19 protein-coding genes and 1 CRISPR repeat array are annotated in these 24,332 nt (G+C 64.2%); of the genes, 8 read left to right on the top strand and 11 right to left on the bottom strand.

All coding sequences use genetic code 11. The features are described 5' to 3' along the window. Positions 1–187: 187 nt before the first annotated feature. The 5 genes from VA599_RS19635 to VA599_RS19615 form a co-directional block, all read right to left on the bottom strand. On the bottom strand, positions 188–1,324 hold the full coding sequence (locus VA599_RS19635; protein ID WP_104946479.1) for a PI-PLC domain-containing protein: 1,137 nt from the start codon (positions 1,322–1,324) through the stop codon (positions 188–190). Positions 1,325–1,931: 607 nt separating this feature from the next. Then, entirely contained in the window at positions 1,932–4,184 is a 2,253-nt protein-coding gene (locus VA599_RS19630) for a glycoside hydrolase (protein ID WP_346790177.1), read from the bottom strand. A gap of 75 nt (positions 4,185–4,259) precedes the next feature. After that, the gene (locus VA599_RS19625; RefSeq protein ID WP_346790175.1) at positions 4,260–5,075 is read right to left on the bottom strand and encodes a DUF2861 family protein; all 816 of its coding nucleotides are present in this window, start codon (positions 5,073–5,075) and stop codon (positions 4,260–4,262) included. Beyond that, positions 5,072–5,719, bottom strand: coding sequence for a response regulator transcription factor (locus VA599_RS19620; RefSeq protein WP_346790173.1), 648 nt, complete (start codon positions 5,717–5,719; stop codon positions 5,072–5,074). The genes VA599_RS19625 and VA599_RS19620 overlap by 4 nt, the downstream gene beginning before the upstream one ends. Next, positions 5,700–7,073 (bottom strand): ATP-binding protein, encoded by a 1,374-nt coding sequence (locus VA599_RS19615; RefSeq protein ID WP_346790171.1) that lies wholly within the window; start codon positions 7,071–7,073, stop codon positions 5,700–5,702. The genes VA599_RS19620 and VA599_RS19615 overlap by 20 nt, the downstream gene beginning before the upstream one ends. A 90-nt stretch (positions 7,074–7,163) precedes the next feature. Between VA599_RS19615 and earP the strand changes: the two genes are divergently transcribed. From earP to VA599_RS19590, 5 genes are all read left to right on the top strand, one after another. Next, a complete protein-coding gene (gene earP, locus VA599_RS19610) occupies positions 7,164–8,309 on the top strand; it encodes an elongation factor P maturation arginine rhamnosyltransferase EarP (protein ID WP_346790169.1) in 1,146 nt (381 codons plus the stop codon). 62 nt (positions 8,310–8,371) lie between these two features. Next, positions 8,372–8,935, top strand: coding sequence for an elongation factor P (gene efp / locus VA599_RS19605; RefSeq protein WP_031296347.1), 564 nt, complete (start codon positions 8,372–8,374; stop codon positions 8,933–8,935). Positions 8,936–9,101: 166 nt separating this feature from the next. After that, a CRISPR array of direct repeats spans positions 9,102–9,435; the repeat unit is 29 nt; unit sequence CGGTTCATCCCCACACACGTGGGGAACAC. A gap of 297 nt (positions 9,436–9,732) precedes the next feature. Next, complete coding sequence (locus tag VA599_RS19600; RefSeq protein WP_346790167.1) at positions 9,733–11,064, top strand: replication-associated recombination protein A; 1,332 nt, start codon at positions 9,733–9,735, stop codon at positions 11,062–11,064. Between the two features lie 2 nt (positions 11,065–11,066). Continuing rightward, positions 11,067–12,350 carry a serine--tRNA ligase gene (serS, locus tag VA599_RS19595; protein WP_021477074.1) on the top strand — a complete coding sequence of 428 codons (1,284 nt, stop codon included), beginning with the start codon at positions 11,067–11,069 and terminating at the stop codon, positions 12,348–12,350. Positions 12,351–12,586: 236 nt separating this feature from the next. Further along, complete coding sequence (locus tag VA599_RS19590) at positions 12,587–13,132, top strand: GIY-YIG nuclease family protein (protein ID WP_021477073.1); 546 nt, start codon at positions 12,587–12,589, stop codon at positions 13,130–13,132. A gap of 13 nt (positions 13,133–13,145) precedes the next feature. Here VA599_RS19590 and VA599_RS19585 read toward each other — a convergent pair whose 3' ends face one another. The 3 genes from VA599_RS19585 to VA599_RS19575 form a co-directional block, all read right to left on the bottom strand. After that, positions 13,146–15,659, bottom strand: a complete 2,514-nt coding sequence (locus tag VA599_RS19585; protein WP_346790165.1) for an EAL domain-containing protein — start codon at positions 15,657–15,659, stop codon at positions 13,146–13,148. A gap of 148 nt (positions 15,660–15,807) precedes the next feature. After that, on the bottom strand, positions 15,808–17,124 hold the full coding sequence (gene rimO / locus VA599_RS19580; protein ID WP_346790163.1) for a 30S ribosomal protein S12 methylthiotransferase RimO: 1,317 nt from the start codon (positions 17,122–17,124) through the stop codon (positions 15,808–15,810). 142 nt (positions 17,125–17,266) lie between these two features. Then, positions 17,267–17,995 carry a class I SAM-dependent methyltransferase gene (locus tag VA599_RS19575; RefSeq protein ID WP_346790162.1) on the bottom strand — a complete coding sequence of 243 codons (729 nt, stop codon included), beginning with the start codon at positions 17,993–17,995 and terminating at the stop codon, positions 17,267–17,269. Positions 17,996–18,524: 529 nt separating this feature from the next. On the opposite strand from VA599_RS19575, the gene speG reads away from it, so the two are divergent. Next, positions 18,525–19,058 carry a spermidine N1-acetyltransferase gene (gene speG, locus VA599_RS19570; protein ID WP_104946422.1) on the top strand — a complete coding sequence of 178 codons (534 nt, stop codon included), beginning with the start codon at positions 18,525–18,527 and terminating at the stop codon, positions 19,056–19,058. A gap of 31 nt (positions 19,059–19,089) precedes the next feature. Here speG and VA599_RS19565 read toward each other — a convergent pair whose 3' ends face one another. The 3 genes from VA599_RS19565 to phaR all read right to left on the bottom strand — a co-directional run bounded on the left by VA599_RS19565 (position 19,090) and on the right by phaR (position 22,286). Then, the gene (locus tag VA599_RS19565; RefSeq protein ID WP_346790161.1) at positions 19,090–20,175 is read right to left on the bottom strand and encodes an RICIN domain-containing protein; all 1,086 of its coding nucleotides are present in this window, start codon (positions 20,173–20,175) and stop codon (positions 19,090–19,092) included. A gap of 166 nt (positions 20,176–20,341) precedes the next feature. After that, positions 20,342–21,634, bottom strand: a complete 1,293-nt coding sequence (locus tag VA599_RS19560) for a methyltransferase domain-containing protein (protein ID WP_346790160.1) — start codon at positions 21,632–21,634, stop codon at positions 20,342–20,344. Positions 21,635–21,725: 91 nt separating this feature from the next. Beyond that, the gene (gene phaR, locus VA599_RS19555) at positions 21,726–22,286 is read right to left on the bottom strand and encodes a polyhydroxyalkanoate synthesis repressor PhaR (protein ID WP_021477065.1); all 561 of its coding nucleotides are present in this window, start codon (positions 22,284–22,286) and stop codon (positions 21,726–21,728) included. Between the two features lie 188 nt (positions 22,287–22,474). On the opposite strand from phaR, the gene VA599_RS19550 reads away from it, so the two are divergent. Together VA599_RS19550 and VA599_RS19545 are read left to right on the top strand one after the other, a co-directional pair. Continuing rightward, positions 22,475–23,029, top strand: a complete 555-nt coding sequence (locus VA599_RS19550) for a phasin family protein (protein WP_021477064.1) — start codon at positions 22,475–22,477, stop codon at positions 23,027–23,029. Between the two features lie 133 nt (positions 23,030–23,162). Beyond that, positions 23,163–24,299, top strand: a complete 1,137-nt coding sequence (locus VA599_RS19545) for a M14 family metallopeptidase (RefSeq protein WP_104946419.1) — start codon at positions 23,163–23,165, stop codon at positions 24,297–24,299. Positions 24,300–24,332: the final 33 nt, after the last annotated feature.

The raw sequence follows: 24,332 nt of genomic DNA, 5'->3' as shown, positions 1-24,332 counted from the left end.
AGCCTGGATGACAAACCACTCCATGCGCGGAGCGCGCGCGCATGCGGTCTTTAGCGGGAGGCGGGACTGCGGTTTATCCCTACGTACGTGGGGAACAGATAGGAATATTGACATAAATCACGCGGCAGCCAGCAGGCGCGCCCACTGGCGGAGCCTGCGGCCCTTCTTTCCCCCGCCCCCCGCTGCGCTACCAGGTATTGGCGGCTCCCAGCGCACCGGCATTCAGCCGGGCGGAGATCGCTACCGGCATCGCCAGTCCAAACCAGGGCGAGGCGATATTCGTGTGCAGCAGTGACGCGTAATCGTCCACATAGACGATGTTGACCTGGGGATCGGTCAGAGGGTCGTAGTCTTGGCCGACCCAACGTCCGTGTTCCGTAAAAAACGCCAGCAGACGCGGATTGGCATACCGCCGCGCGTACTCCAGCGGATCGCCCAACACCTTCTGCGGCGTAAGCGTCCAGGACAGCAGATGCAAGGTCCGGGGCACGCCCCGGGCCTGGTTAAGAAACCAGTTTGCGTCATAACCTTCCGGAACGGTCCATTTGCCGTTGGGTGCGAAACCGTAGCCATTGCGTTGCGTCAATTTCAAAAGCTGATCGGTTTGCATGCCATTGAACAGCACGCCATCGTCGACGCCGGTGCTGTTGGAATACTGATCGAACAAATACAGGCTGTTTTCCCCCATCGGGTATTTCGGCGCCACGACGAAAAAACCCTTGGGCAAGGCATGGCCGCGGCTCGCCACATACTCCTCGCGGGCGGTATCCAACGCGCCGTCATATAACACCGCCACTCGCGAGCGGATGCTGTCGGCCGCGCCTTTGCCATCGTCCAGCAATGTCCGGTATGGGGCCTGGAACAGATTGATCCCGCCTTGACGATGCGGCACCAGGAATTCGCCCAATGTCGCGACGATCTGCTGGATCAATAACTCATGGCTCAAATGGGTGAAGTGGTAGAAGTGGGAAATGTTCAGAATGACCAGTTCCCGATGGGCCGTCTCCAGCTCCAGCATGAATCGGCGAAGCTGCATCAGGATGCCATCCTCGCCATCTATCGGTCCGCCGGTATAAAACTCGCCGTGATAGGTGAACAACCGCCCATCCTTGACGCATGGCCGGATATCGAAATACCGGATGCCGCCCAACAGCTGGCCGTAGATGTCCTGGCTTTGGGTTTTGGAAAGCGCGTTGCTCACCGCCCGGTCCACATAACAGCCGGAGTCGTGCGTCCCGGGCAGCGTGACGCGCGACAAGGGGCGATCAGGAAACGGACCTCTGGCGTCATTGGCGGTACGGAACAAGTCGGTCATCCAGGGCATAGCCAGTCCTTTCGTTCTGCATGGGCGGAAAGCATCGTCATTTCCACTTGAACGAAACCGGCGATCGGATGTGAATCACCCGCCGATCGACATTGCAGGCAGTTTGGAACGCATCCCTGCCGGCATGGAGAACTCTTGAACGACTGATATAGCGGTAAGACTCCAGGCAATGGATCCCCACATTTAGGTGCGGAACACTTGAATGCAGAATCCATCGGCAGCGTTTCGAGCAGCTCATCCCCACGCATGTGGGGAACACGTCGGCAAGTCCCGGATTGGCCTCTAGCACAGCGGTTCATCCCCACGCATGTGGGGAACACGGCCTTCAATTCGTCGATCCCGCGCTCGATGACGGTTCATCCCCACGCATGTGGGGAACACTCGCGGAATGCCGGGGCCGGCCGGGTATTGCCCGGTTCATCCCCACGCATGTGGGGAACACACCAATTTCAACATTTTGATTTTTAAAAATAAAAACTCATCCTAAAAATCTACCGATTTTATAGCCTAAAAAATGATCAATTGAATAACCTGGCGATGCCGTCTACCAGCCATGGGAAACCGTCGCCCCATGGCCAGAAAACAACATTGGCATTATCACCGCCGATTACTTGCCCGCGCAATCGACCACCCGCAACAACCTGGGCGGCTGGCCTGCCAGCTCGGCCAGCAGGCTTTGAGGCGGCAGGGTTTGCTTGCCATGGACGGCAGGTTCCGCGGCGAAGTTGGCGGTGAGGCGGCTGCCGTCGGCGAAGCGGGTTTGCTGCAGCGTATGTGCGACATTCAGCCACTCGAAGCCGGTCAGCGCCTGGGTGGCCAAGCGCTCGTGCAGTGGACGGAAGGCTCGGTCTGCGCATTGCAGCTGCGGCAGGCGGGCCTTGAGGCTGGCGGCGGACAGGTGGAACAGCGGCGGCACGTTGTACAGCCATTGCGCCAGCAGGTTGTCGGCGTAGGCGTTGGAGAATTTCAGATTGTCGTACAGCCAGTGGTTGGTGGTGATCACAGAACCATGGAACACCGCCTGGTACAACGGCAAGCGGTATGGCGCGCCATAGTAAAGGTCACGGTACGGCTGCTTCAGCGGCACTTTCTTGAAGAAGGTTTCCGGCTGGTCCGATGGATACCAGCGGCCCAGGAAGTACGGAGATTGCTTGTTTTTCTGCAGATCGGCGTCTCCCCAGCCCATCACCGGCACCTGCATGCCATGGGCGAAGGCGATGCCGCGGCTGGTGGCGGCATTGCCCATTTCCGAGCCCACCGGCAGCCGATAGGCGTCGGCCACCCATTGCATCGATTTCTCATAGCCGGCCGCCATCTCCGCCTTGCCGGTCTGGCGGCCCGGAGTGTAATCGTCGAACACCATCCCGGTGGCGTAGGCATCCAGGAACCAGCTGTTGAAGCCGGCGGCGGCATGCAGCGCGCGGGTGCGCTGTTTCAAGGTGTCGCGCACGCAATCCGGGTTAGTGTAATAGCCGGACTGCTGGAAGCCCGCCTTCTTCTTGCCATTGGCCAGCGTCACGCCGCAGTCGCGGAAAATAGCCTCGCCCTGCTGAGCGGTGAGCCAGTCCTCGCGATAACCCGGTTTCAGCGCGGTTTCGTAGGAGTCGTAGGCAGTCACCAGATAGCCCGCGTCCACGCCCGCCCTCACCGCCTGCGGATGCCACAGGCCTCCTTCCCAATTGTCCGCGCCCAGCCACAAGCGCTTGAGGCCGGCCGCCTGCAAGGCGGTCATGGTCTTGCGCGACAGGCCGCCTCCCCAGCGCGACGCGTCCGGTTGCAGCGCCGGGCCGAACAGCCGCTCCGCCAGCGCGCGCAGCCGCAGATAGGGCGCGGCCATCCGCTCCCAGTCCGGCTTTTTGCCCAGCCAGCCGGCGCGGGCCTCGGCGGTCAGCGCCTGATTGACGGCCTCCACCAGCACCCGTTGCTGGTAATGGTCCGGCTTGGCGCTGGCCTGGCGCAGCGCCTTGCCCGCCTCGGCGTCGAAACGGCCGCGCAGCCTGGCGGCCAGCGGGTCCGGCCCGCGCAGCTGCTTGAGGAAGGCGGGCCAATCCATTATGTCCGACACATCCAGCAGATTATTGCCCCACAGATAGACGTGGCTGGCGCCGATCAGTTTGGCGGTGTCCGGCTGCGCTTTGATCTTGTCGGCCAGCGTCCGGTAACGGCCCTCCGACACCAGCCATTGTTTGTAGCGCTGCGCGCCGGCCAGCAGGTTGTCATCGGCCAGCCGCAACAGCAGCGTCATCGGCCGTTTTTGATTGAGGGCATTGAATTCGTGGTTGAGGCTCAACGCCAGGTTCTGGCCGTCGGCGCGCACGGCCAGCTGGTCGTTGAACGGCTCCAGCAGCAGCCAATGCAGGCTGCGGCGGCCATAGTCCATGCCCCACAGCGGCAGGCTGAGGTTTTCCGTAGTATCCAGGCCGTCGCCAGCGAAGCCGGGCAGGAAATCCCGCCACACTTTATCCCCGGCCGGAATGTAGCTGCCTTCGGCCAAGGGAAGCAGCAGGCCCTTGCCCATCGCCGCGCCCGGCTGGCGCAGCAGCTCCACCTTGCCCGGCGCGTCGGCGTTCAGGGTCAGCGTCAGATCCCTGCCGTTCAGCCTGGCCTGCCAGCGGTAATGGCCGTCGTCCCATTGCCAGTCCGCTGACTGATCATCCTGGCGCAGCGCGGATACCTTGCGCGCCGACACGCCATCAGACACCGGCCGCGCCGGCTCTCCCGCCGCAGTCACTTTCAACGCCAGCGTGGCCGGCTCCAGTTCCACCTTCCACTCCGGGTTCTGCAACACCAGCCCGGCCCAAACCGGCAACGGCAGGCCCAGCGCCGCGGCCAGCGGCAGCATTTTGATCAGACGCGTCATTCCCTCTCCCGCAAATCAGTCATTTGAATAGACCGCATTGCAACGCAAAAGGGATAGACGATTGTCAGGATAATGTCAGAACTGGCCCAGCGGCGCGGCCAGGCGGTGAATCTGGCGGACGGCGATGGGGCCGCGGAACTCGGCGCGCAACAGCGACACGCTGGCCCACAGCTTCTGGCCATCTGGATTGGCCGGCCAGCGCAGCTTCTGGCCCAGCTCGCGCCGCTGCCACCAGCGCAATTCGAAATCCGGCTGCGACAGCAGCGCCTGCTCCAGCCAGGACCTGGGGCAAGCCGGAGGCTGGGCAGGCGGATGCGGCTCCAGCTTGCGTCCATTTCGCCGCAGCCAATCCTGCGCGGCCATGCCCGGCAGCGACAGATCCTGCCGCCAGGTTTCGCTGCCGCTTTGCGCGGTCAGCCTGTACACGCCCGGCGGCAAGGCGGCAGACTGGTCTTCGCTTTCCAGCTCGAACTGGCGGCCGTCGTAGCGCGTCTTCGCGCCGGCCAGCAGCTCGCGGCCGTCCGGCAGCCGCAGCGACCAGCGCAGGTCACGCCGCGGGCTGACTCCATTCAGTCTGACAATATAGGAACGGCTGAGCGGGATATCGCGCTGGATCAGGTCCAGCTCCAGGTCACCCAGCCAGCCGGGCGGCGCAGCCGGCGCGTCGCGACCGCACTGGCCGGCAGCTATCTCATGCTGCAATGCAAGCCAGGCCTGGCGCTGCGCGGCGCTGGACAATGCGGCGCCCAACGCATCCAACTGGCGCCAGGCGCCGGCGCGGTCGCCGGAGAACAGCGCGTGGTAGGCCGGCTCCAGCAACGTGGCGGGCAGCAGCGGCGCGGCCGCGGCGCTCGCAGCCCAAACCAGGGCCAGCCACAGCGGCGGCCTCACGCCTCGCCCTCGCTCAGCCGATAGCCTACGCCGCGCACGGTTTCGATCGGGATGTCGGGCAGTTTTTGCCGCAGCTGCAGCACATGGGTGTCTACGGTGCGGGTGGACGGGAAATGCTGGTAGCCCCACACCTGGTTCAAGAGTTCATCACGGGTGAACACCCGGCCCGGCATCCGCGCCAGCATCGCCAGCAGGTCGAATTCGGTGCGGGTCAGCGCCACCTCGCCGCCGCGCCAGGCGGCCGCCTGCCGGGCCGGAAACAAGCTGAGCCCGCCGCAGGCCAGCTGTCCCTCGCCCAACGGCCGCAACTGGGCGCGCACGCGGGCCAGCAGCTCCACGTGGGCGAAGGGCTTGGCCAGATAATCGCGCGCGCCGGCCTCCAGCCCGGCCACCCGGTCGTCCAGTTCCACCCGGGCGGTCAGCACAATCACCGGCAGCGCCTTCAGCGCCAGCCACTGCGGCAGCAGGCGCAGCGAATCGCCGTCCGGCAGCTGTCGGTCCAGTATCGCCAGCTCGGCCTGCCGCCAATTGGCGGCCACTTCGCCGCCGTCGCGCAGCCACAGGCAGTCATAGCCCTGCTGCTGCAGGAACTGGCGCAGACCCGCGCCCAGTTCGGCGTCGTCTTCAATCAGCAATATCGTCACACGGCAACTCCAGCGTGAATGTCGTCGGCGGCCCTTCCAGCGTCAGCCGCCCGCCCAGCCTATTCATCACCCGCCGCACGATGGCCAGGCCCAGCCCCATGCCGGCGCTGGCGCCCAGCTCGCGCCGCAGCAAGGACAGCCGGTAGCGCGGCAGCGCGCCGCCGTCGCTCACCGTCAGCCGCAGCCGGCCCTTCTCCCAGCCAGCCTGGATGCGGACTGGCGGCCGGCCATGCTGGCGCGCGTTGCGCAGCAGATTGTCCAGGCACAGGCCCAGCCAGTAGGCGGGCAGCTTCAAGTTTCTATCCTGATCCAGACAGTAAGTCGCCCCGTGCCGTTCCGCGACGCTGTCCAGCCACTCAGACAAGGGCATCGGCTGCGGCACCTCCAGCCTGCCGTCCGCCGCCAGATAGTGGCGGCTGGCGTCGGCCAGCTGGCGCAGCTTGAGCACGCCGTCGGCCAGCCGGCCGAAACCTTGCTGCGCGCCGGCCGGCAGTTGATCGAAACCGGCGCGGAAGTCCTCCACCACATTGCCCAGGCCGGCGATGGGCGTGCGCAGCTCGTGAGTGAGCATCTGCAGCACGAAGCGCCGCTCCCGCTCCAGCCGGCGTCTCTGCAGCCAGCCATAGGCCAGCGCGCCGGCAAGCGCCGACAGAGACAAGCCCGCCAGCGCCCGCCACCACCATGGCGACGGCGGCAACGGCCGCGCGCAGATCCGGCCCAGCGGCTGCGGGCAGGCGTCGCCATCGACCAGGGGACTCAGCGCCAAACCGGCCGACTCCGCCAGCGGCCTCCATTGCCCGGCGCCGTAGCGTCGCCAGGACGCGCCGTCGCGCCACCACAGCGCGCCGCCGTCCAGCAGCCAGCGCTCGCCGGACAGCAGCGCGGCCAGGCTGTCGTCGCCCAATCCGCCGATGCCGGCGAAGGCCGCCGGCCGCTCGCGCACATGCAGATAAGGCTGCAAGGCAGGCGCGGAATCGGGATGGCGTTGCAGATAGTGCCAGGCGTAGCTGCCGCCCAGCGGATGGACGGGATGGGCGGCGAACCATTCCGGCGGCAACGTTTCGCCGCCGCACAGCGCGCGCTCGAAGCGCTGCAGGTCGGCCGGCAGCGCCGGCCATGGCGCGCGGCATTGGCCGCGGTGGCGGTACAGCGCCTGCAATTCGGCCAAGGGAAGCTGACCCAGCGCCGGATACAGCGAATCCGGCCGCAACAACGCGGCGTCCAGCTGCTGCAGGGCGGCCACCGCCGTCTCCGCCTGCGGGCGCTCGGCGCGCAGCGAGGCCTGCAGCGCGGCGACATCGGCGCGGGCATGCAGGCTAATAGCGATCAAAAACAGGGCGAGAAGGCGCGGCATGAATGGGATTATAAGGCCCGCCGCAGCCAGCCCGCAGCGCCGTGCTTCCGTGGTAAGCTGCCGGCGTTTGTTTCTCCATCGTTTCGCCTCATGCCACCTCGCAGCTGGGATATCTTCTGTACCGTCATCGACAACTACGGCGACATCGGCGTCGCCTGGCGCCTGGCGCGCCGGCTGGCGCGCGACCACGGCCACGCCGTGCGGCTGTGGGTGGACGATCTGGACAGCTTCGCCCGCATCGCCCCGGGGCTGGACCCGGCGCTGCCGCGGCAAACGCTGGCTGGCATCGACATCCGCCACTGGCCGCATACGGATTTCCCGGCCGATATCGTCCCCGCCGACGCGGTGATCGAGGCCTTCGGCTGCCGCCTGCCGGACAGCTTCGAGAACGCGATGGCGGCCCAGGCCGTCAAGCCGGCGTGGATCAATCTGGAATACCTGTCGGCCGAGGACTGGACCCTCAGCCATCACAAGCTGCCCTCGCCCCACCCCAGGCTGCCGCTGACCAAGCATTTCTTCTTTCCCGGCTTCGACGCCGCCAGCGGCGGGCTGATCTGCGAGGACGGTCTGATAGACGCGCGCGCCGCCTGGCAGGCGGACGACGCCGCGCAAGACGCCTACTGGCTGCGCCGCGGCCTGCCGCCGCGCGTCCCGGGCGAGCTGCGCGTCAGCCTGTTCGCCTACCACAACCCGGCCGCCGCCCAGCTGCTGCAAGCCTGGGCCGACGGCCCGTTGCCGGTGCGCTGCCTGGTGCCGGAAGGCAAGGTGCTGCCCGATGTCTCCGGCCTATTCGGCCGCGCGCTACGTGCCGGCGACCACGCCCGCCTCGGCAATCTGGACGTTCACGCGCTGCCGCTGAGCGATCAGGACGACTACGACCGCCTGCTGTGGAGCTGCGATTTCAACTGCGTGCGCGGCGAGGACAGCCTGGTGCGCTCGCAATGGGCGGCGCGGCCCATGCTGTGGCACATCTACCCGCAGGACGACGACGCCCACCTCGCCAAACTGAAGGCTTTCCTTGATCAATACTGCGCCGGGTTGCCAACGGACATGGCCGCCGCGCTGCATGCGCTGAACCTGGCCTGGAACCGCGACGGCGACATCGCCGCCGCCTGGCGCGACGCCGCGCCCTGGCTGCCGGCGTGGCGCGAACATGCGACAAACTGGCAACAGCATCTGCTGAAAGACGGCGATCTCGCGGCCAGACTGCTGCACTTCGTCGGCGAAATCAGCTAGAATGCCGTGTTTTGTCGGGAATCTTTCCCGGCTTCATTTCAAGAGTTTGGGATTAGACAAGCATGAAAACCGCACAAGAACTGCGCGCTGGTAATGTATTCATGGTCGGCAGCGACCCGATGGTTGTTCAAAAGGCTGAATTCAGCAAATCCGGCCGCAACGCCTCCGTCGTCAAGATGAAGATGAAGAACCTGCTGACCGGCGCCGGCAGCGAAGCCGTATACCGCGCGGACGACAAGTTCGACGTGGTGGTCCTGGATCGCAAGGACTGCACCTACTCCTACTTCGCCGACCCGATGTACGTGTTCATGGACACCGAATTCAACCAGTACGAAGTGGAAGCCGACAACCTGGGCGACACCCTGAACTTCATCGTCGACGGCATGGAAGACATCTGCCAGGTTACCTTCTACGACGGCAAGGCCATCTCCGTGGAACTGCCGACCACCGTAGTCCGCGAAGTGGAATACACCGAGCCGGCCGTGCGCGGCGACACCTCGGGCAAAGTGCTGAAGCCGGCCCGCCTGGTTGGCACCACTTTCGAAGTTCAGGTTCCGGCCTTCGTCAACACCGGCGAAAAGATCGAAATCGACACCCGCACCAACGAATTCAAGAAGCGCGCCTAAGCCTTCTGGATTGTTGTGCCGAAAAAAGCGCCCCACGGGGCGCTTTTTTTGTTTCCGGACACAGCCGGGCTGGCAGCGCCGCGACACCATTCCAGCCCGCACCCGTCAATCATCCCCACAACCGTGGGGAACACCGCTGCAGTTCGGTCATAGGGTAGCGGACGCGCGGTTCATCCCCACACACGTGGGGAACACGCCTCGACGATGTGCTGCGCCTGCCGTGGGTTCGGTTCATCCCCACACACGTGGGGAACACTTTGCGGAACTGGGCGTTCCAGGCAGTCGAGTCGGTTCATCCCCACACACGTGGGGAACACGGCGAGCCATCCACAACGTTTTCACGCTGTTCCGGTTCATCCCCACACACGTGGGGAACACACCGTGATCGTCGCTACGCGCCCCGGCGTCGCCGGTTCATCCCCACACACGTGGGGAACACCCCCTTTGGTAGCCGAATTTTGCCTTGCGCGGCGGTTCATCCCCACACACGTGGGGAACACACCATTTTCAAACTGCTGATTTTTAAAGATAAAAAACCACCTCAAAATTCTACCGATTTTTCTGGTCGAAAACCGCCGCTCAAATCGTCCCGCCAAGCGCCACACGGCATTAGGAAATCTTCCCTTCGCCATCGTTTCGAAAAACGAAGCACGGAGCTTGCACGGCAAGGTTTCCAGGCTCCATAGCCTACCGCCATTCCATCGACATGCAAGCAAAAAGCACCGGCCCGGAGCTTTTTTCATGCCCGCCCCCAACTGGTATACTGCTTCTCCGCTCCATCCCGCCCAAATCGCGCCATGTCCGATCTTTTTTCCGTCGAACCGCAAAAACCGCTGGCCGAGGCCTTGCGTCCGCAGGCGCTCGATCAGGTGATCGGCCAGCAGCATCTGATCGGCCCGGGCAAGCCGCTGAGCCTGGCGGTGGCGTCCGCCAAGCCGCACTCAATGATATTGTGGGGCCCGCCCGGTGTGGGCAAGACCACGCTGGCGCGCATTCTGGCCGCCAGCTTCGACGCAGAGTTCATCCCGATCTCGGCGGTGTTCGCCGGCGTCAAGGACATCCGCGAGGCGGTTGAGCGCGCCAACGCCGTGCTGCAGCGCTCCGGCCGACGCACCATCCTGTTCGTCGACGAGGTGCACCGTTTCAACAAGAGCCAGCAGGACGCCTTCCTGCCCTTCGTCGAATCCGGCCTGATCACCTTCATCGGCGCCACCACCGAAAATCCGTCGTTCGAGGTCAATTCCGCGCTGCTGTCGCGCGCCCAGGTCTATGTGCTGAACAGCCTGAGCGAGGATGAGCTGAAGCAATTGTTCGAGCGCGCGCGGTCGGAAGGCGCGCTGGACGGGCTGAATTTCGACGACGCGGCCGTCTCCACGCTGACCGGCTACGCCGACGGCGACGCCCGCCGCTTCCTGAACCTGCTGGAGCAAACCCGCACCGCCGCGCAGACGCGCGGCGCGGCGGACATCGACCCGGCTTTTCTGGAAGAAGTGCTGACGCTGAACGCGCGCCGCTTCGACAAGGGCGGCGACGCCTTCTACGACCAGATCTCGGCGCTGCACAAATCGGTGCGCGGCTCCAATCCAGACGCCGCGCTGTACTGGCTCAGCCGCATGCTGGACGGCGGCGCCGACGCGCGCTACCTGGCGCGGCGCATCGTGCGCATGGCCTGGGAAGATATCGGCCTGGCCGATCCGCGCGCGATGCAGATCGCCAACGACGCGGCGCTGACCTACGAAAGGCTGGGCAGTCCGGAAGGCGAACTTGCGCTGGGACAAGCGGTGATCTATCTGGCGGTGGCCGCCAAGAGCAATGCCGGATACAACGCGTATAATCAGGCCCGCGCCTTCGTCAAACAGGACAAATCCCGCCCGGTGCCGGTACACTTGCGGAACGCGCCCACCCGCCTGATGAAGGAACTGGGTTACGGCCACACCTACCGCTACGCGCACGATGAGCCCCACGCCTACGCCGCCGGGGAAACCTATCTTCCGGAGGGGCTGGAAGACATCGAGTGGTACCGTCCGGTGCCGCGCGGGCTGGAAAGCAAGATTCAGGATAAACTGGCCTTTTTGCGTCAGCTGGATGCAGACGCCCAGCAAGATCCCGATAGTGAAAAACAGGAATAATCATGCTCGACATCAATCTACTTCGCAATGACATCGAAGCCGTCGCCGCCCGTCTGGCGGACCGCGGCTACACCCTGGACACCGCCGCATTCAATCAGCTGGAAGCCGAGCGCAAGTCCCTGCAATCCCGGATGCAGGAACTGCAAGCCAAGCGCAACGCTACTTCCAAGCAGATCGGCATCGCCAAGAGCAAGGGTGAAGACGTCTCCGCCATCATGGCCGAAGTAGCCACTCTGGGTGACGAGCTGAAAGCCGCCGAACAAGGATTCGACGGCGTGCAGGGCAAGCTGGACGCCTGGCTGATGTCCATCCCCAACCTGCCGCACGAGTCGGTGCCGGCCGGCAAGGACGAGGCGGACAACGTGGAAGTGCGCCGCGTCGGCGTGCCGCGCCAGTTCGACTTCGAAGTGAAAGACCACGTCGACGTCGGCGCCCCGCTGGGCCTGGATTTCGACACCGGCGCCAAGCTGTCCGGCGCGCGCTTCACCGTGCTGAAGGGCGACATCGCCCGCCTGCACCGCGCCATCGCCCAATTCATGCTGAACACCCATACCGGCAGCCACGGCTACGAAGAGCACTACACCCCGTACATCGTCAATGACACCGCGCTCTTGGGCACCGGCCAGTTGCCCAAGTTCGCCGACGACATGTTCAAGGTGACCCGCGGCGGCGACGAAAGCGCCACGCCGCAATACCTGATCTCCACCTCGGAAGTGACGCTGACCAACACCGTCGCCGACACCATCCTGCAAGAGAGCGAGCTGCCGAAGAAGATGACCGCGCACTCGCCGTGTTTCCGTTCCGAAGCCGGCAGCTACGGCCGCGACACCCGCGGCATGATCCGCCAGCACCAGTTCGACAAGGTGGAGATGGTGCGCGTGGAGAAGCCGGAAGACTCCTACGCCGCGCTGGAAGAAATGGTGGGCCACGCCGAGAACATCCTGAAGGCGCTGGAACTGCCCTACCGCGTGATCACATTGTGCACCGGCGACATGGGTTTCGGCTCGTCCAAGACCTACGACCTGGAAGTGTGGCTGCCGGCGCAGAACACTTACCGCGAAATCTCCAGCTGCTCCAACTGCGAAGCCTTCCAGGCCCGCCGCATGAAGGCGCGCTACAAGGACGAAAACGGCAAGAACCAGCTGGTTCACACGCTGAACGGCTCCGGCCTGGCGGTAGGCCGCACCCTGGTCGCGGTGCTGGAAAACTACCAGAACGCCGACGGCAGCGTGACCGTGCCGAGCGTGCTGCGTCCGTTCATGGGCAAGGACAGGATCGGCGGCTGAGCCCCGGGCGGTCTCGCCAGCAAACTGCAATCGACGCCGGCCGCCACGCCGGCGTTTTTCACGCCCTCACCCCAGGCTTGCCCTCTCCCTGCCTAAGTACTCCCGCCATTCACGACTCCTGCGTCGTCTCGTTACAGATAAAGCCGTCCCTATCTCACGGCCCACCCAGCCGGCGGAGGCGTCCTCGGACACCCCAGGCGCGTCCTGCCTGCGCAACCACCCTCAGGAGAACCGACATGGCTGAAGTTCAATACCAGCTTAACGCCGCCATTCCCCTCAACCAGCTGCTCCCCGCCAACCCCGGCGTGCCCACCGCCTTGCCGGCGGCCTTCGTCAACCAGCCCGGCCTGTACATCATCCTCAACCAGAACAACCCTCAAGAAAACAGGTACATGGGCATCTCCGACAACTTGCGCAATCGTTTCGCCGGCCGGCAGGGCGTATGCTTCGAGTTGGGCTTCGCGCCACAGGTGCTGAACAATATTTATGCCTTCCTCGGCACCATGCGCTACCGGAACAATGGCGCGGCCAACTGGACCAATGCCCCGGGCTACGCCGTGCCCAATCTAATGATCGCTCTGGACGGCCAAAACTACGACCTTGAGCACCTATTCATCAAAGCCGCCCAACATGCCTGGCCGCACGGCACCATCACGAACACGCAGAAAACCGGCGTCTTGAGGAATACCGGGGGCTTTCCCATCGATGTCGCCATCAGCTGGGTCGGCCCCGCGCCCAATCAGCAGCAGGTCCGCATTCCGGTGGGCGGCCAATTGGCATGACGCCTGAAGCCGCTCATCGCCCCGCCATCGCCACCGGCGACCGCGCCTCCAGCATCGCGGTGAACGCCTCAGGCGGCAAGGGCTTGCTGAACAGATAGCCCTGCGCGCAGTTGCATCCCTGCTCCAGCAGGAACCGCCGCTGCGCCTCCTCTTCCACCCCCTCCGCCACCACGTCCAGCCCCAGGCTGCGGGCGATGGAGACGATGGCGCTGGTGATGGCGGCGTCGTCGCCGTCGCAATGCAGGTCGTCGATGAAGGAGCGGTCTATCTTCAGTCCGCGCACCGGCAAGCGCTTCAGATAGGACAGCGAGGAGTAACCGGTGCCGAAATCGTCGATGGACAGATACATGCCCAGCCTCTGCAGCCGGAACAGCGTATCCACCATGCCGCCGGCGTCCTCCATCACCACGCTCTCGGTGATTTCCAGCTCCAGCGCGCCGCTGTCCAGGCCATGGCGGGCCAGCGTCTGCTCCAGCTCGGCGACAAAGTCGCCGTGCTTGAGCTGGCGGCCGGACACATTCACCGCCAGGCGGCCCGGCGCCAGGCCGGCGTCGCGCCAGCGGCGGGCGTCGGCGCAGGCGGTCTCCAGCACCCAGGCGCCGATCTGCGCGATCAGCGCGCTTTCCTCGGCGATGGGAATGAAACGGTCCGGCGGCACCAGGCCCAGCTCGGGATGTCGCCAGCGCAGCAGCGCCTCCGCGCCCACCAGCGCGCCGCTGTCCAGCGCCACCTTGGGCTGGTACCACAGCTCCAGCTCCTGCTGCGCCAGCGCGCGGTGCAGGCTGTATTCCAGCTTCAACCGCTCCAGCGCGCGCGCGTTCATGTCCGGGGTGTAGAACTGGAAGCCGTTCTTGCCGCCATCCTTGGCGCGGTACATCGCGGTGTCGGCGTGAACCAGCAGCGTGTCGGCGTCGCGGCCGTCCAGCGGGAACATGCTGATGCCTATGCTGGCGGAGATGAACATCTGCTGGCCGGCCACGCCGGACAGCTCGGTGACCGCGTCCAGCATCGCCTGCGCCCTCGCGGCCACCTGGGCTTCGCCGGCGGCACCTTCCAGCAGCAGCGTGAATTCGTCGCCTCCCAGCCTGGCCACGGTCTCGGTGGGCAGCAGCCGCGATTGCAGCTGCCGCGCGATGTGGATCAGCAACTGGTCGCCGGCATAATGGCCCAGGGTGTCGTTGACCAGCTTGAAGCGGTCCAGATCGATGAACAGCAGTGCCAGCTGCTGGCCGGCCGCGCCGGCCCGGTCCACCGCTCCCTGCAGCCGCTCCAGGAACAGCGTGCGGTTGGGCAGGCTGGTCAGCGCGTCGTGGTTGGCCAGGAAGTGCAGCCTTTCCTCGGCCTGCTTGCGCTGGGTGATGTCGGAAAACACCGCCACGTAGTGCAGGCATTCGCCGTTGGCGTCGCGGATCGCGGTGATGCTCAGGTGCTCGGTGTACAGCAGGCCGCCCTTGCGGCGGTTCACCACCTCGCCCTGCCAGCGTCCGTCGCGCAGCAGGCAGCGCCACAGCTGCTGATAGAACTCGGGCGGCTGCTTGCCGGATTTCAGCAAGGCCGGCGTCTTGCCCAGCGCCTCTTCCCGGCTGTAGCCGGTGATGCGGGCGAAAGCGGGATTCACCGACTGGATCACGCCATTGCGGTCGGTGATGATGATGCCTTCCATCGTCGATTCGAACACCTTGTCGGCCAACAGCAGGCTGTGGCGCGACTGCTGCAAGGCCTCGTCGCGCTGGCGCAGCGCCTCGTTCAGCTCGTGCAGGTATTCGTGTTCGATGCCCTGCACGATGTCGTCGAAGCCCAGCAGCCGCAGCAACTTGCCGTCGTCGCCGAACACCGCCAGGTGGCGGATATTGTGCTGCTGCAGCAAACGCCTGGCCTGCAGCAAACTGGAAAATTCGGACACGCCGATCAGCGGACGGCGGCAGCCCTCGCCCAGGGTTGGCGGCAACTGGTCCGAGGCCAGCCAGCGCAGCACGTCGCGCTGGGTGACGATGCCATGCCCGCCATCCTCCAGCGCCACCGCCAGCGCCGACAAACCCTGCTCGCGCATCCGCTCCATCGCCTCGCGCGGCGTGGCCGCCGCCGGCAGCGACCGCGCCGGCGGCCCTGGCAGGTCGCGGATGCGCTTGACGATCAGAAAGGATTCCAGCCCCTGATTGCGGACGATGTCGGTCAGCGTGACGATGCCCAGCGGTTGACCGCGCTTCCACACCAGCGCGTGGCGCAGCTGGCGACGGCGGAAGGCCTCCACCGCGTCCTGCAACGACATGTCGTGCGGCAGGCTGGCCAACTGCGCGCTGACCGCCTGCCCCACCGGCAGGTCCGGATCGCGGCGCCCCAGCGACGCCTCCAGCGCATCGGATTCGGTCCACAGGCCCAGCACCTCTCCCTTTTCGTCGCGCACGACGATGGAGCTGCAGGCTGCCGCCATCATCCGGCTGGCGGCTTCGCGAATGGGCAGGGACGGCGGGCAACACAGGAGATCGCAGGATGCGATGTCGGCCAGGGTTTGAATCGAATAGGACATTGACAAACATGGCCTCGTCATAAGCTGACGGCCATTATACCGTTAACCATCTTGCCGCAAGGGCCGGAATGTCAAAAATTCTATCCAGTGCGAAATAAAAAAGCGCCGGATCGAAATCCGGCGCTTTGTCTTGTCCGCGAGGCACGCGTCAGCGACGCTCGCCCCACAAATCGTGCTCGCTGCAATCGACGATTTCCACCTGGTAGAACTCGCCCGGCTGCATGCCGGTCGAGTCTTCGACAAACACCAGGCCGTCGATTTCCGGCGCGTCGGCATAGCTGCGGCATACCGCGGTGCCTTCTTCATCGATCTCGTCCACCAGCACTTTCAAAGTCTGGCCGACGCGGCGCTCCAGGCGGCGCGCGCTGATTTCGGCCTGCACTTCCATGAAGCGCTCCTTGCGGGCTTCTTTCACGCCTTCCGGCACCGGGTTCGGCAACTCGTTGGCGGTGGCGCCTTCGACCGGGGAGTAAGTGAAGCAGCCGACGCGGTCGAGCTCCGCCTCGCGGATGAATGCCAGCAGCTCCTCGAAGTCTTCCTCGGTCTCGCCGGGGAAGCCGACGATGAAGGTGGAGCGGATCACCAGTTCCGGGCAAATCTCGCGCCACTTCTTGATGCGCGCCAACACGTTGTCGCTGTTGGCCGGCCGTTTCATCAGCTTCAGCACTTTCTGGCTGGCGTGCTGGAACGGGATGTCGAGATACGGCAGGATCTTGCCGTCGCGCATCAGCGGAATCACCTCGTCCACATGCGGGTACGGGTAGACATAGTGCAGGCGCACCCAGATGCCGTGGCTGCCCAACTCCTCGCACAGCTCGGTCATCCGGGTCTTCACCGGACGGCCGTTGTGGAAACCCAGCTTGTACTTGGTGTCCACGCCGTAAGCCGAAGTATCCTGCGAGATCACCAGGATCTCTTTGACGCCGGCCTTGGCCAGGCTCTCCGCCTCGCGCAGCACGTCGTGGATGGGACGGCTTTCCAGATCGCCGCGCATCGACGGGATGATGCAGAAGGTGCAGCGGTGGTTGCAGCCCTCGGAAATCTTCAGGTAGGCGTAATGCTTGGGCGTCAGGCGCACGCCGATATCCGGCACCAGGTCGACGAAGGGGTCGTGCGGCTTGGGCAGGTGGGTATGCACCGCGGTCATCACTTCCTCGGTGGCGTGCGGGCCGGTCACGGCCAAGACCGACGGATGCACATCGCGCACCACATCGCCCTTGGCCCCCAGACAGCCGGTGACGATCACTTTGCCGTTTTCGTTCAGCGCTTCGCCGATGGCGTCCAGCGATTCCTCGACAGCGGAATCGATGAAACCACAGGTGTTCACCACCACCAGGTCCGCTCCATCATAGGAAGGAGCGATTTCATAGCCTTCGGCGCGAAGGCGGGTCAGGATCTGTTCGGAATCGCTCGCGGCCTTGGGACAACCAAGGGAGACGAACCCGACGCGGGGAGTCTTGTTCATGTTCAACGTCTTGGGCGGAAACAAAATCGCGCGATTATACAACGGTTTGCCTCGCGATACTCACATGGTTTAACGCGTCGGCTGGCCCGCGCAAAAACGGGTAGATAAAGAGGCGCGGCGGACCGCGACGCCTCCCCTGCGCTTACTTTTGCGCGGCAATCAGCACCAGCATCGGACGCTCGGCCTCCTCCGCCAACGCCGGCTGCGCGGCGATCTGCTCGGCGCTCGGTCCCCATTCGTCCACATGCCGCAACGCGAAGCCGGCAGCCATCAGGGCGTTGAGCGTGGCGCCCAGCGTGCGGTGGTACTTGACCACGCCGTCGGCCAGCCAGTTGCTGACGCGCCGCCCCTCCGCCTGATAGCCGTTGACCGCCCAGGAGCGGCGGCCTTCGCTGTCATTCACCCACTGCTGAACGCTCGGGCAGGTATGGATGGGATGTTCCATCGAAAACACCAGCCAGCCGCCGGGCCTCAAGGCGCGATGGGCAGCGGCGAACAACGGCGCGAGATCGGGCAGATAATGCAGGGTCAGCGAGCTGTAAACCAGATCCAGCCCTTGCTCGGGCAGGACCAGCCGTTCGAGGTCGCCTTGCTGGTAATGGATGTTGCCGCCGACGGTCAGCTCGCGAGCGCGCGCCAGCATTTTCTCCGACAACTCGATGCCCAGCACTTCGCTGGCCCCCGTCTCGCTGGCGTAGCGGCAGAACCACCCATAGCCGCAGCCAAGATCGACCACGCTCTTGCCGCGCAGATCGGGCAGCATGGCGCGCAGCGCCGGCCACTCAGGCGCGCCGTCCAGGCCGCAGCGGGAGCGCGGCAGCTGCGCGTAGCCATCGAAAAATCCTTGGTCGTCGTAAATGTTCTGGGACATGGAATCATCCTTTCTGAAACACAATTCAAGTTAGTTGCGAATTCACGCGGAAATGAAAAAAGCGAGCCGGTTTGACCCGGCTCGCTTGGAAGAACGCCATCGTTGAGAGGACGGCGGAAACGATCAGGGCCGCGGATGAGTCATCATCCGCGGCCCTGTTGATATCGATCGCCACGCGCCATGCCGCCGCCCTCGCGGGAAGCGTTCAATCTGCGTGGCGATGAATGAGTGGAAGCTCAAGCTTCCGTATCAGGCTCCGAACAATGCTTCATCGCTAGCGATTGCGCGGAGCGCGCTCGGGTCACTCTCTGATCCGAGGCGTAAAGGGCAGTCATGGGGCACCTTATATATTGGTGAATGGCCAGGCGGCGAAACTTAGCTTAAGAAACATGAGCTTGTCAAACCCTGGAGCCAAGCGTTTCCGCCGTTCACAAGCCCGCCATGCCCGCCCATGCCAGAACTCGCGCGCGGCGCGGCGGTCGGATCTGGTCTACTCATGCAGCCCCCGCGCCCATCACAGGAAATATCCATGTCGACCCAAGCCTCCTCCCTCAAGCTCCGCCCGCTGGAACGCGACGACCTCGCCTTCGTCCACGAGATGAACAACAACGCCAACATCATGCGCTACTGGTTCGAAGAACCTTACGAAGCCTTCGTCGAGCTGGTGGATCTGTACGACAAGCACATTCACGACCAAAACGAGCGCCGTTTCGTGGTGGAGGACGGCGCGCGCAAAGTTGGATTGGTGGAACTGGTGGAGATCGACTACATCCACCGCCGCGCCGAGTTCCAGATCATCATCCATCCGGAACACCAGGGCCGGGGCTACGCCAGCCAGGCTACCCGGCTGGCGATGCGCTACGCGTTCGCGGTGTTGAACCTGTACAAGCTGTACCTGATCGTCGACAAGGAAAACGCCAAGGCGATACACGTTTACCAGAAACTGGGCTTCCAGCCGGAAGGCGAGCTGATAGACGAATTTTTCGTCAATGGCCGCTATCGCAGCGCGCTGAGGATGTGCTTGTTCCAGCCGGCATTCCTGAACGCGGCCGCCGGGGGCTGATCGGGTCCGGCCTCGACCGGACCCCGCCGCGTCAGCGCGTCGGCAAGCTCCAGCTCTGATTGGCCGAGCCACTGCACTGCAGCAGGCTGACCGGCTGCCCGGAACGGTTGGCGCTCAGGCACAGGCCGCTCTTGGCGCTGCGTATCGCGCTGCCGCTGCGCGTCCAGGCGGATGTCCCGCTGCAGCTGCGGATATCCACGCCGCTGCCGTTCTCTTCCAGGCAGTAATTGTCCTTCAGCTGCAGCGAGCCATCCTTCGCATGCACCCAGGCCTGATTGCCGCCGCCGTGGCAGCCGTAGGCAATCGCCGCCGCGCCCTCGCTCGCGCCGCCGCTGGCGTCCAGGCACTGGCTGCCATTGGCGATCGGCCCTCGGGTGCTGTTGCCGATGCCGTTTTCCTGTTCGCTGCTCTGGCTGTAGGGCGTGACCTTGGAAAATGCCGGGCAGGCGTCGCTGACCGAGGTGCCGCTGATGCTGGCCGGCACCAGCCTGCCGGCGACGAAGCCGGACGGCACGCCGAATGTCGCCTTGCTATAGGGCTGCCCCAGGCAAGTGGCGCGGTTGCTGTTCCACTCGAAGTATTCGGCCCAGTTGACCATATTGTGCGGCGAGATCTTGCTCGCCGCGGTCTTGATGCTGCCCAGCTTGAACGACGCGCCGCTGGTCTGATCGGTGACGGTCACCCCCAGCCAGCCGCCGGCCTCGTAAGCGACGTGGAAGCGGTAGCTATGCCCCTGCGTCCAGTCCACGTGGATGCGGCAGCTGCGGCCGGTGCCTTCGCCGGAGAAAGTGGTGCAGTAACTGCCGGCGCTGCCCGCTTTCGCGTCGGTGGTGTCCCAGGCGGAAAACAGGAAGGTGCGCTTGCCGCCGCCATTGCTCTGCATGCCGGTATAAGCGCCGGACGTGCCGACCAGATCGAACTGGTTGGCCCAGTACACATTGGCGGAATAGCCTGGATCGCGGTCCACCTTGATGGTGAAATCAACGGCATCCATGCCAGCCGACGCCGCGGCGGGGAAGCGGTAGTTGGTATAAGTGCCCGGAGTCTTGCCCAGGGCATGTGCCAGAGGGGAAAGCGAAAGTAGCAACAGCAGGGGAAGCGTGGTTTTGGCGTGCATCGCGGTCATCCTTCATGAGATTGACGAAAAACACGCGCAAGCGATGCCACTCGCCTGCGCATGGCGATGGCTTTATGAATATCCAAAATAGAGTAATTGATCAATATGAATTAATTACAAATACCATTTAAATACCATGACGGTTTGTTTCGAATCACTCGTACGCCTAGCGTTTTCGCGCGCAGACGAAGTCACCCCACACCGGGCAGCCGGACTCGTCCCTGACCGGCATCCGCGTCCTTTCCAGCACCTCCCAACCTTCTTGCAGCAAACGGTCCAGATAACGGACATGGTGGCGGTAGCGGCCGCTGTGATGCAGCCGGAAATCGCCGGCCTCGCCATCGTCCAGGCTTTCGGTGCAGAACAGCAGCAGGCAGCCAGGCATCGCCCGCGCCGCCAACAGGATGAACAGCTCTTCCAGTTCGCCCAGGTAAGGCAGCGTGTCCATGCAGACGATCAGCTGGTAAGTCCCGCCCCCTGTCCGGAGAAAGTCACGCAGCTCCCGCTCATCCAGACTGTCGTATATTCCCTTGGCCCTGGCCTGCTCCAGCATGCCGGCGCTCAGGTCCACGCCATCGAGCCGGCTGGCGTAAGGGCGCGCCGCCTCGCCGACCAGCCCGGTGCCGCATCCCAGGTCCAGCGCGGGCAGCGAATGCGCCGCGATGCCCAGCCGGGACAGGCAAGCCGCCGTCCATTGCGGACCCTGATAACGCAAGCGCGCCAGATCCTGATCGAAGCTGGCCGCCGCGGCGTCGAAGGCGCTGCCGACGTATTCAGCGTCGCAGGAATCCGGCGCCTCTCCCCCACCGAACGCCGCCAGCATGTGCCGGGCCACCGGGCTGTCGCCCCTCTCCCGCAGCCATTCCTGAGCCAGCGCCCTCGCCTCCTCATGCCGCCCCAGCTCGCACAATGCCTGTCCCACCGCGATCGGCGCCATCGCCCCGGGCGGCTCGGCCAGCACGCCCAAGGCATTGCAGCGCCGGGCCTCGCCGTGGCGTCCCAGCCGCAGCAGCATGCCGGTCAGCAGATGGAAGGCATCCGGGCAATGCTGGTTCAGCGACACCGCATGGCACAAAGCCTGCTCGGCCTCGGCGTCCCGGCCGGCCCGCATCAGCTGCGCGCCCAGATTGGTCCAGTAGAAATAGCGGGGCGGGTCGAGCCGGACGGCTTCGCTCAATGCGCTCACCGCCTCTTGGTCCAGCCCCATCCGCGCGCGGGCCAGCCCCAGATTGAAATGCCACTCGGCATGGCCTCCATCCGCCGCCACCGCCCGCTCCAGCAAGGGCAGCGCTTCACCCGCGCGGTCGCGCTGCATCAGCAGGAAGCCCAGCCAATGCCTGGCGGCGGCGCCCTGAGCCTCATCGTCCAGCAGATCGCGGTAGGCTGATTCCGCCGCCTCCGCGTCGCCGGACAGGTGCAGCCGCTGCGCTCGCCGCAGGCGCTCGTCTTCAACCGTCATCTTCGCTTTCCCCGGCCGTCAAAACACAGGCAAAAACAAGGCCGGAGCGTTTCCGTCCCCGGCCTTTCATGATCCCTGCCGCTTTCGCCGCTCAGGATTTGTCCTTGTCCTCCGAACCCGGATAGCCCGGGAAACCGAATCCGCCGAACAGCTGCTTGGTCTGCTCCTGCATGCGGTTTTGCATCTCCAGGAACATGCCGGTGCTCTGCTCCATGTAGTTGGCCATCATGTTCTGGATGGCCGGCCCCTGCAGCTTCATGAACTCGCCCCACATCGTGGTGTTCAGCATCGCGTTGTCGCCATACATCGCGCGGGTCTGTTCCTGCATTTTTTGCTGCAGCTGCGAAAACAGCTGGAGGTTCTTCTCCAGGAAAGGCCCCATCATGCCCTGCATCGCCTGGCCGTAGTAGCGGATGAACTGAGTCAGCACCTCATAGCTGAACATCGGCATGCCGCCGTTTTCCTCTTCCAGAATGATCTGCAGCAACACGCTGCGGGTGATGTCTTCTTGAGTCTTGGCATCCACCACCTGGATGTCGACATTGTCCAGAACCAACTGTTTGACATCACCCAAAGTGATGTAGGAACTGGTGGCGGTATCGTACAGACGGCGGTTCGGGTACTTCTTGATGACCCGTTTCTCAACACTCATTTATCGCTCCTGGTTTATCTTCGTGGTGTTGTGCGCTGGCAATCTAACATAAATACAACAAACTAGAGCAAATCTTCTACCACCCCTTTGCCCCTTGTGCTACATTTACGCGTCATTGTGCGGCGCACAATACCACTTCAACGGAACACAGTCGGACCCCATTTTCCACGCAATGGAGGTTTTACACCATGTCCTACAACAACGAACAGCTGAACAAGCTTTCCCTGACCGGCCTCGAGTCCACCCTGCGCTTCGCCCAGATCGCGCTGGACAGCACGGAGCGCCTGGTCAAACTGCAACTGGAAGCGTCCAAGCAGTCGCTGGAAGACCATACCAAGGCGGCCAGGCAACTGACCGAATTCAAGGACTCCCAGGACGCGATCAACCACCTGAACAAGCTGGCCACCCAGTCCATCGACAAGCTCGTCAACCATTCGCGCGATCTGTACGAAGTGGTCTCCGGCACGCAAAGCGAGCTGAGCAAGCTGGTTGAGGAGAGCGTAGGCCTGTTCAACAAATCGCTGATCAGCTCGATCGAATCCGTGGCCAAGAACGCGCCCGCCGGCTCCGACGCCACGCTGAACGCGGTGAAAACCTCGGTAGCCGCCGCCGCCGCCGCGGTCAACACCTTCAGCAAGGCCGCCCAACAAGTGGCCGAATTCACCGACAGCAGCGTCAAGGCCGCCACCAGCGCCACCGCCGACGCGGTGAAGAACTCCTCCAAGCGCGGCGCCACCGTCTGAGGCCCGAGGGGCAGCGCCCTTCGCCGCAACCCCGCCCTCACGGCGGGGTTTTCGCATTAACGGATGCGCGCCCCACGCTGCGGCGGTACAATCCCGTTTTACCAGATTGAGCAAGCACGACAGGTTCCCCCGCATGAAAATCAGCAGCAACTTCGACGCCGGCAGCATCGAGATCGTCTCCGCCGACAGCCTTGAAGACATCCAACTGCGCATCCGCCGCGACAACGCGGCCGACTTCGCTCAGTGGTTCTACTTCCGCGTGCAAGGTGCTGCCTATCAACACTGCACCTTCCGCTTCCTCAACGCCGCCGAATGCGCTTACCCGCAGGGCTGGGTGGACTACCAGGCGATGGCCTCCTACGACCGCGTCAACTGGTTCCGCGTGCCCACCCACTACGAAGACGGCGTGATGGTGATCGAACACGTGCCGCTGTCGGGCAGCATCTACTACGCCTACTTCGAGCCCTACACCTACGACCAGCACCTGAACCTGATCGGCCAGGCCCAAGGCTCCGGCCTGTGCCAAGTATCCGACCTAGGCTCCACCGTGCAGGACCGCGACATGAACCTGCTGACCATCGGCCACGAGGTGGAGTCGGACCTGAAGATCTGGATCACCGCGCGCCAGCATCCGGGCGAAACCATGGCGGAATGGTTTGTCGAGGGCTTCCTCAACCGCCTGCTCGATCCGCAGGATCCCACCAGCCGCGCGCTGCTGGACCGCGCCACTTTCTACGTGGTGCCGAACATGAATCCGGACGGCTCGGTGCTGGGCAATCTGCGCACCAACGCCGCCGGCGCCAACCTGAACCGCGAGTGGGCGAACCCCAGCGCGGAAACCAGCCCGGAAGTGCTGGTGGTGCGCCAGAAAATGCTGGAAACCGGCGTAGATCTGTTCCTAGACATCCACGGCGACGAAAACATTCCTTATGTATTCCTGGCCGGCACCGAAGGCGTGCCGTCGTGGAATGCCAAACTGGAAAAGCTCGCGGACAGCTTCCGCCACCATTTCCTGCTGGCCAGCCCCGATTTCCAGACCGAGCACGGCTACCCGCGCAACGAAGCCGGCAAAGCCAATATGAGCATCGCCACCAACTGGGTATGCGAACAGTTCGGCTGCCTCGCCTTCACGCTGGAAATGCCGTTCAAGGACAATCACAACCTGCCCGACGACGACTTCGGCTGGAACGGCCAGCGCAGCCTGCGCCTGGGCGAATCCGCTCTCAGCCCGATCTACGCGGTGCTGAATAATCTGGCGCGCGGCGAGTAATCCGCGTTCCAAATGAAAAAGCCGGCAATCGCC

Source organism: Chromobacterium indicum (assembly GCF_039708975.1).
GTDB lineage: Bacteria > Pseudomonadota > Gammaproteobacteria > Burkholderiales > Chromobacteriaceae > Chromobacterium > Chromobacterium piscinae.
The sequence above is the reverse complement of the archived record's forward strand: the minus strand, read 5'-3'. Positions and strand labels throughout refer to the sequence as shown.

Coding starts and splice junctions, on each gene's coding strand:
- VA599_RS19565 (WP_346790161.1), bottom strand. CDS start 20,175: ATGCACGCCAAAACCACGCTTCCCCTGCTGTTGCTACTTTCGCTTTCC.
- VA599_RS19590 (WP_021477073.1), top strand. CDS start 12,587: ATGGCTGAAGTTCAATACCAGCTTAACGCCGCCATTCCCCTCAACCAG.
- VA599_RS19630 (WP_346790177.1), bottom strand. CDS start 4,184: ATGACGCGTCTGATCAAAATGCTGCCGCTGGCCGCGGCGCTGGGCCTG.
- VA599_RS19560 (WP_346790160.1), bottom strand. CDS start 21,634: ATGACGGTTGAAGACGAGCGCCTGCGGCGAGCGCAGCGGCTGCACCTG.
- VA599_RS19615 (WP_346790171.1), bottom strand. CDS start 7,073: ATGCCGCGCCTTCTCGCCCTGTTTTTGATCGCTATTAGCCTGCATGCC.
- VA599_RS19575 (WP_346790162.1), bottom strand. CDS start 17,995: ATGTCCCAGAACATTTACGACGACCAAGGATTTTTCGATGGCTACGCG.
- efp (WP_031296347.1), top strand. CDS start 8,372: ATGAAAACCGCACAAGAACTGCGCGCTGGTAATGTATTCATGGTCGGC.
- VA599_RS19550 (WP_021477064.1), top strand. CDS start 22,475: ATGTCCTACAACAACGAACAGCTGAACAAGCTTTCCCTGACCGGCCTC.
- VA599_RS19600 (WP_346790167.1), top strand. CDS start 9,733: ATGTCCGATCTTTTTTCCGTCGAACCGCAAAAACCGCTGGCCGAGGCC.
- serS (WP_021477074.1), top strand. CDS start 11,067: ATGCTCGACATCAATCTACTTCGCAATGACATCGAAGCCGTCGCCGCC.
- VA599_RS19635 (WP_104946479.1), bottom strand. CDS start 1,324: ATGCCCTGGATGACCGACTTGTTCCGTACCGCCAATGACGCCAGAGGT.
- phaR (WP_021477065.1), bottom strand. CDS start 22,286: ATGAGTGTTGAGAAACGGGTCATCAAGAAGTACCCGAACCGCCGTCTG.
- speG (WP_104946422.1), top strand. CDS start 18,525: ATGTCGACCCAAGCCTCCTCCCTCAAGCTCCGCCCGCTGGAACGCGAC.
- rimO (WP_346790163.1), bottom strand. CDS start 17,124: ATGAACAAGACTCCCCGCGTCGGGTTCGTCTCCCTTGGTTGTCCCAAG.
- VA599_RS19545 (WP_104946419.1), top strand. CDS start 23,163: ATGAAAATCAGCAGCAACTTCGACGCCGGCAGCATCGAGATCGTCTCC.
- earP (WP_346790169.1), top strand. CDS start 7,164: ATGCCACCTCGCAGCTGGGATATCTTCTGTACCGTCATCGACAACTAC.
- VA599_RS19585 (WP_346790165.1), bottom strand. CDS start 15,659: ATGTCCTATTCGATTCAAACCCTGGCCGACATCGCATCCTGCGATCTC.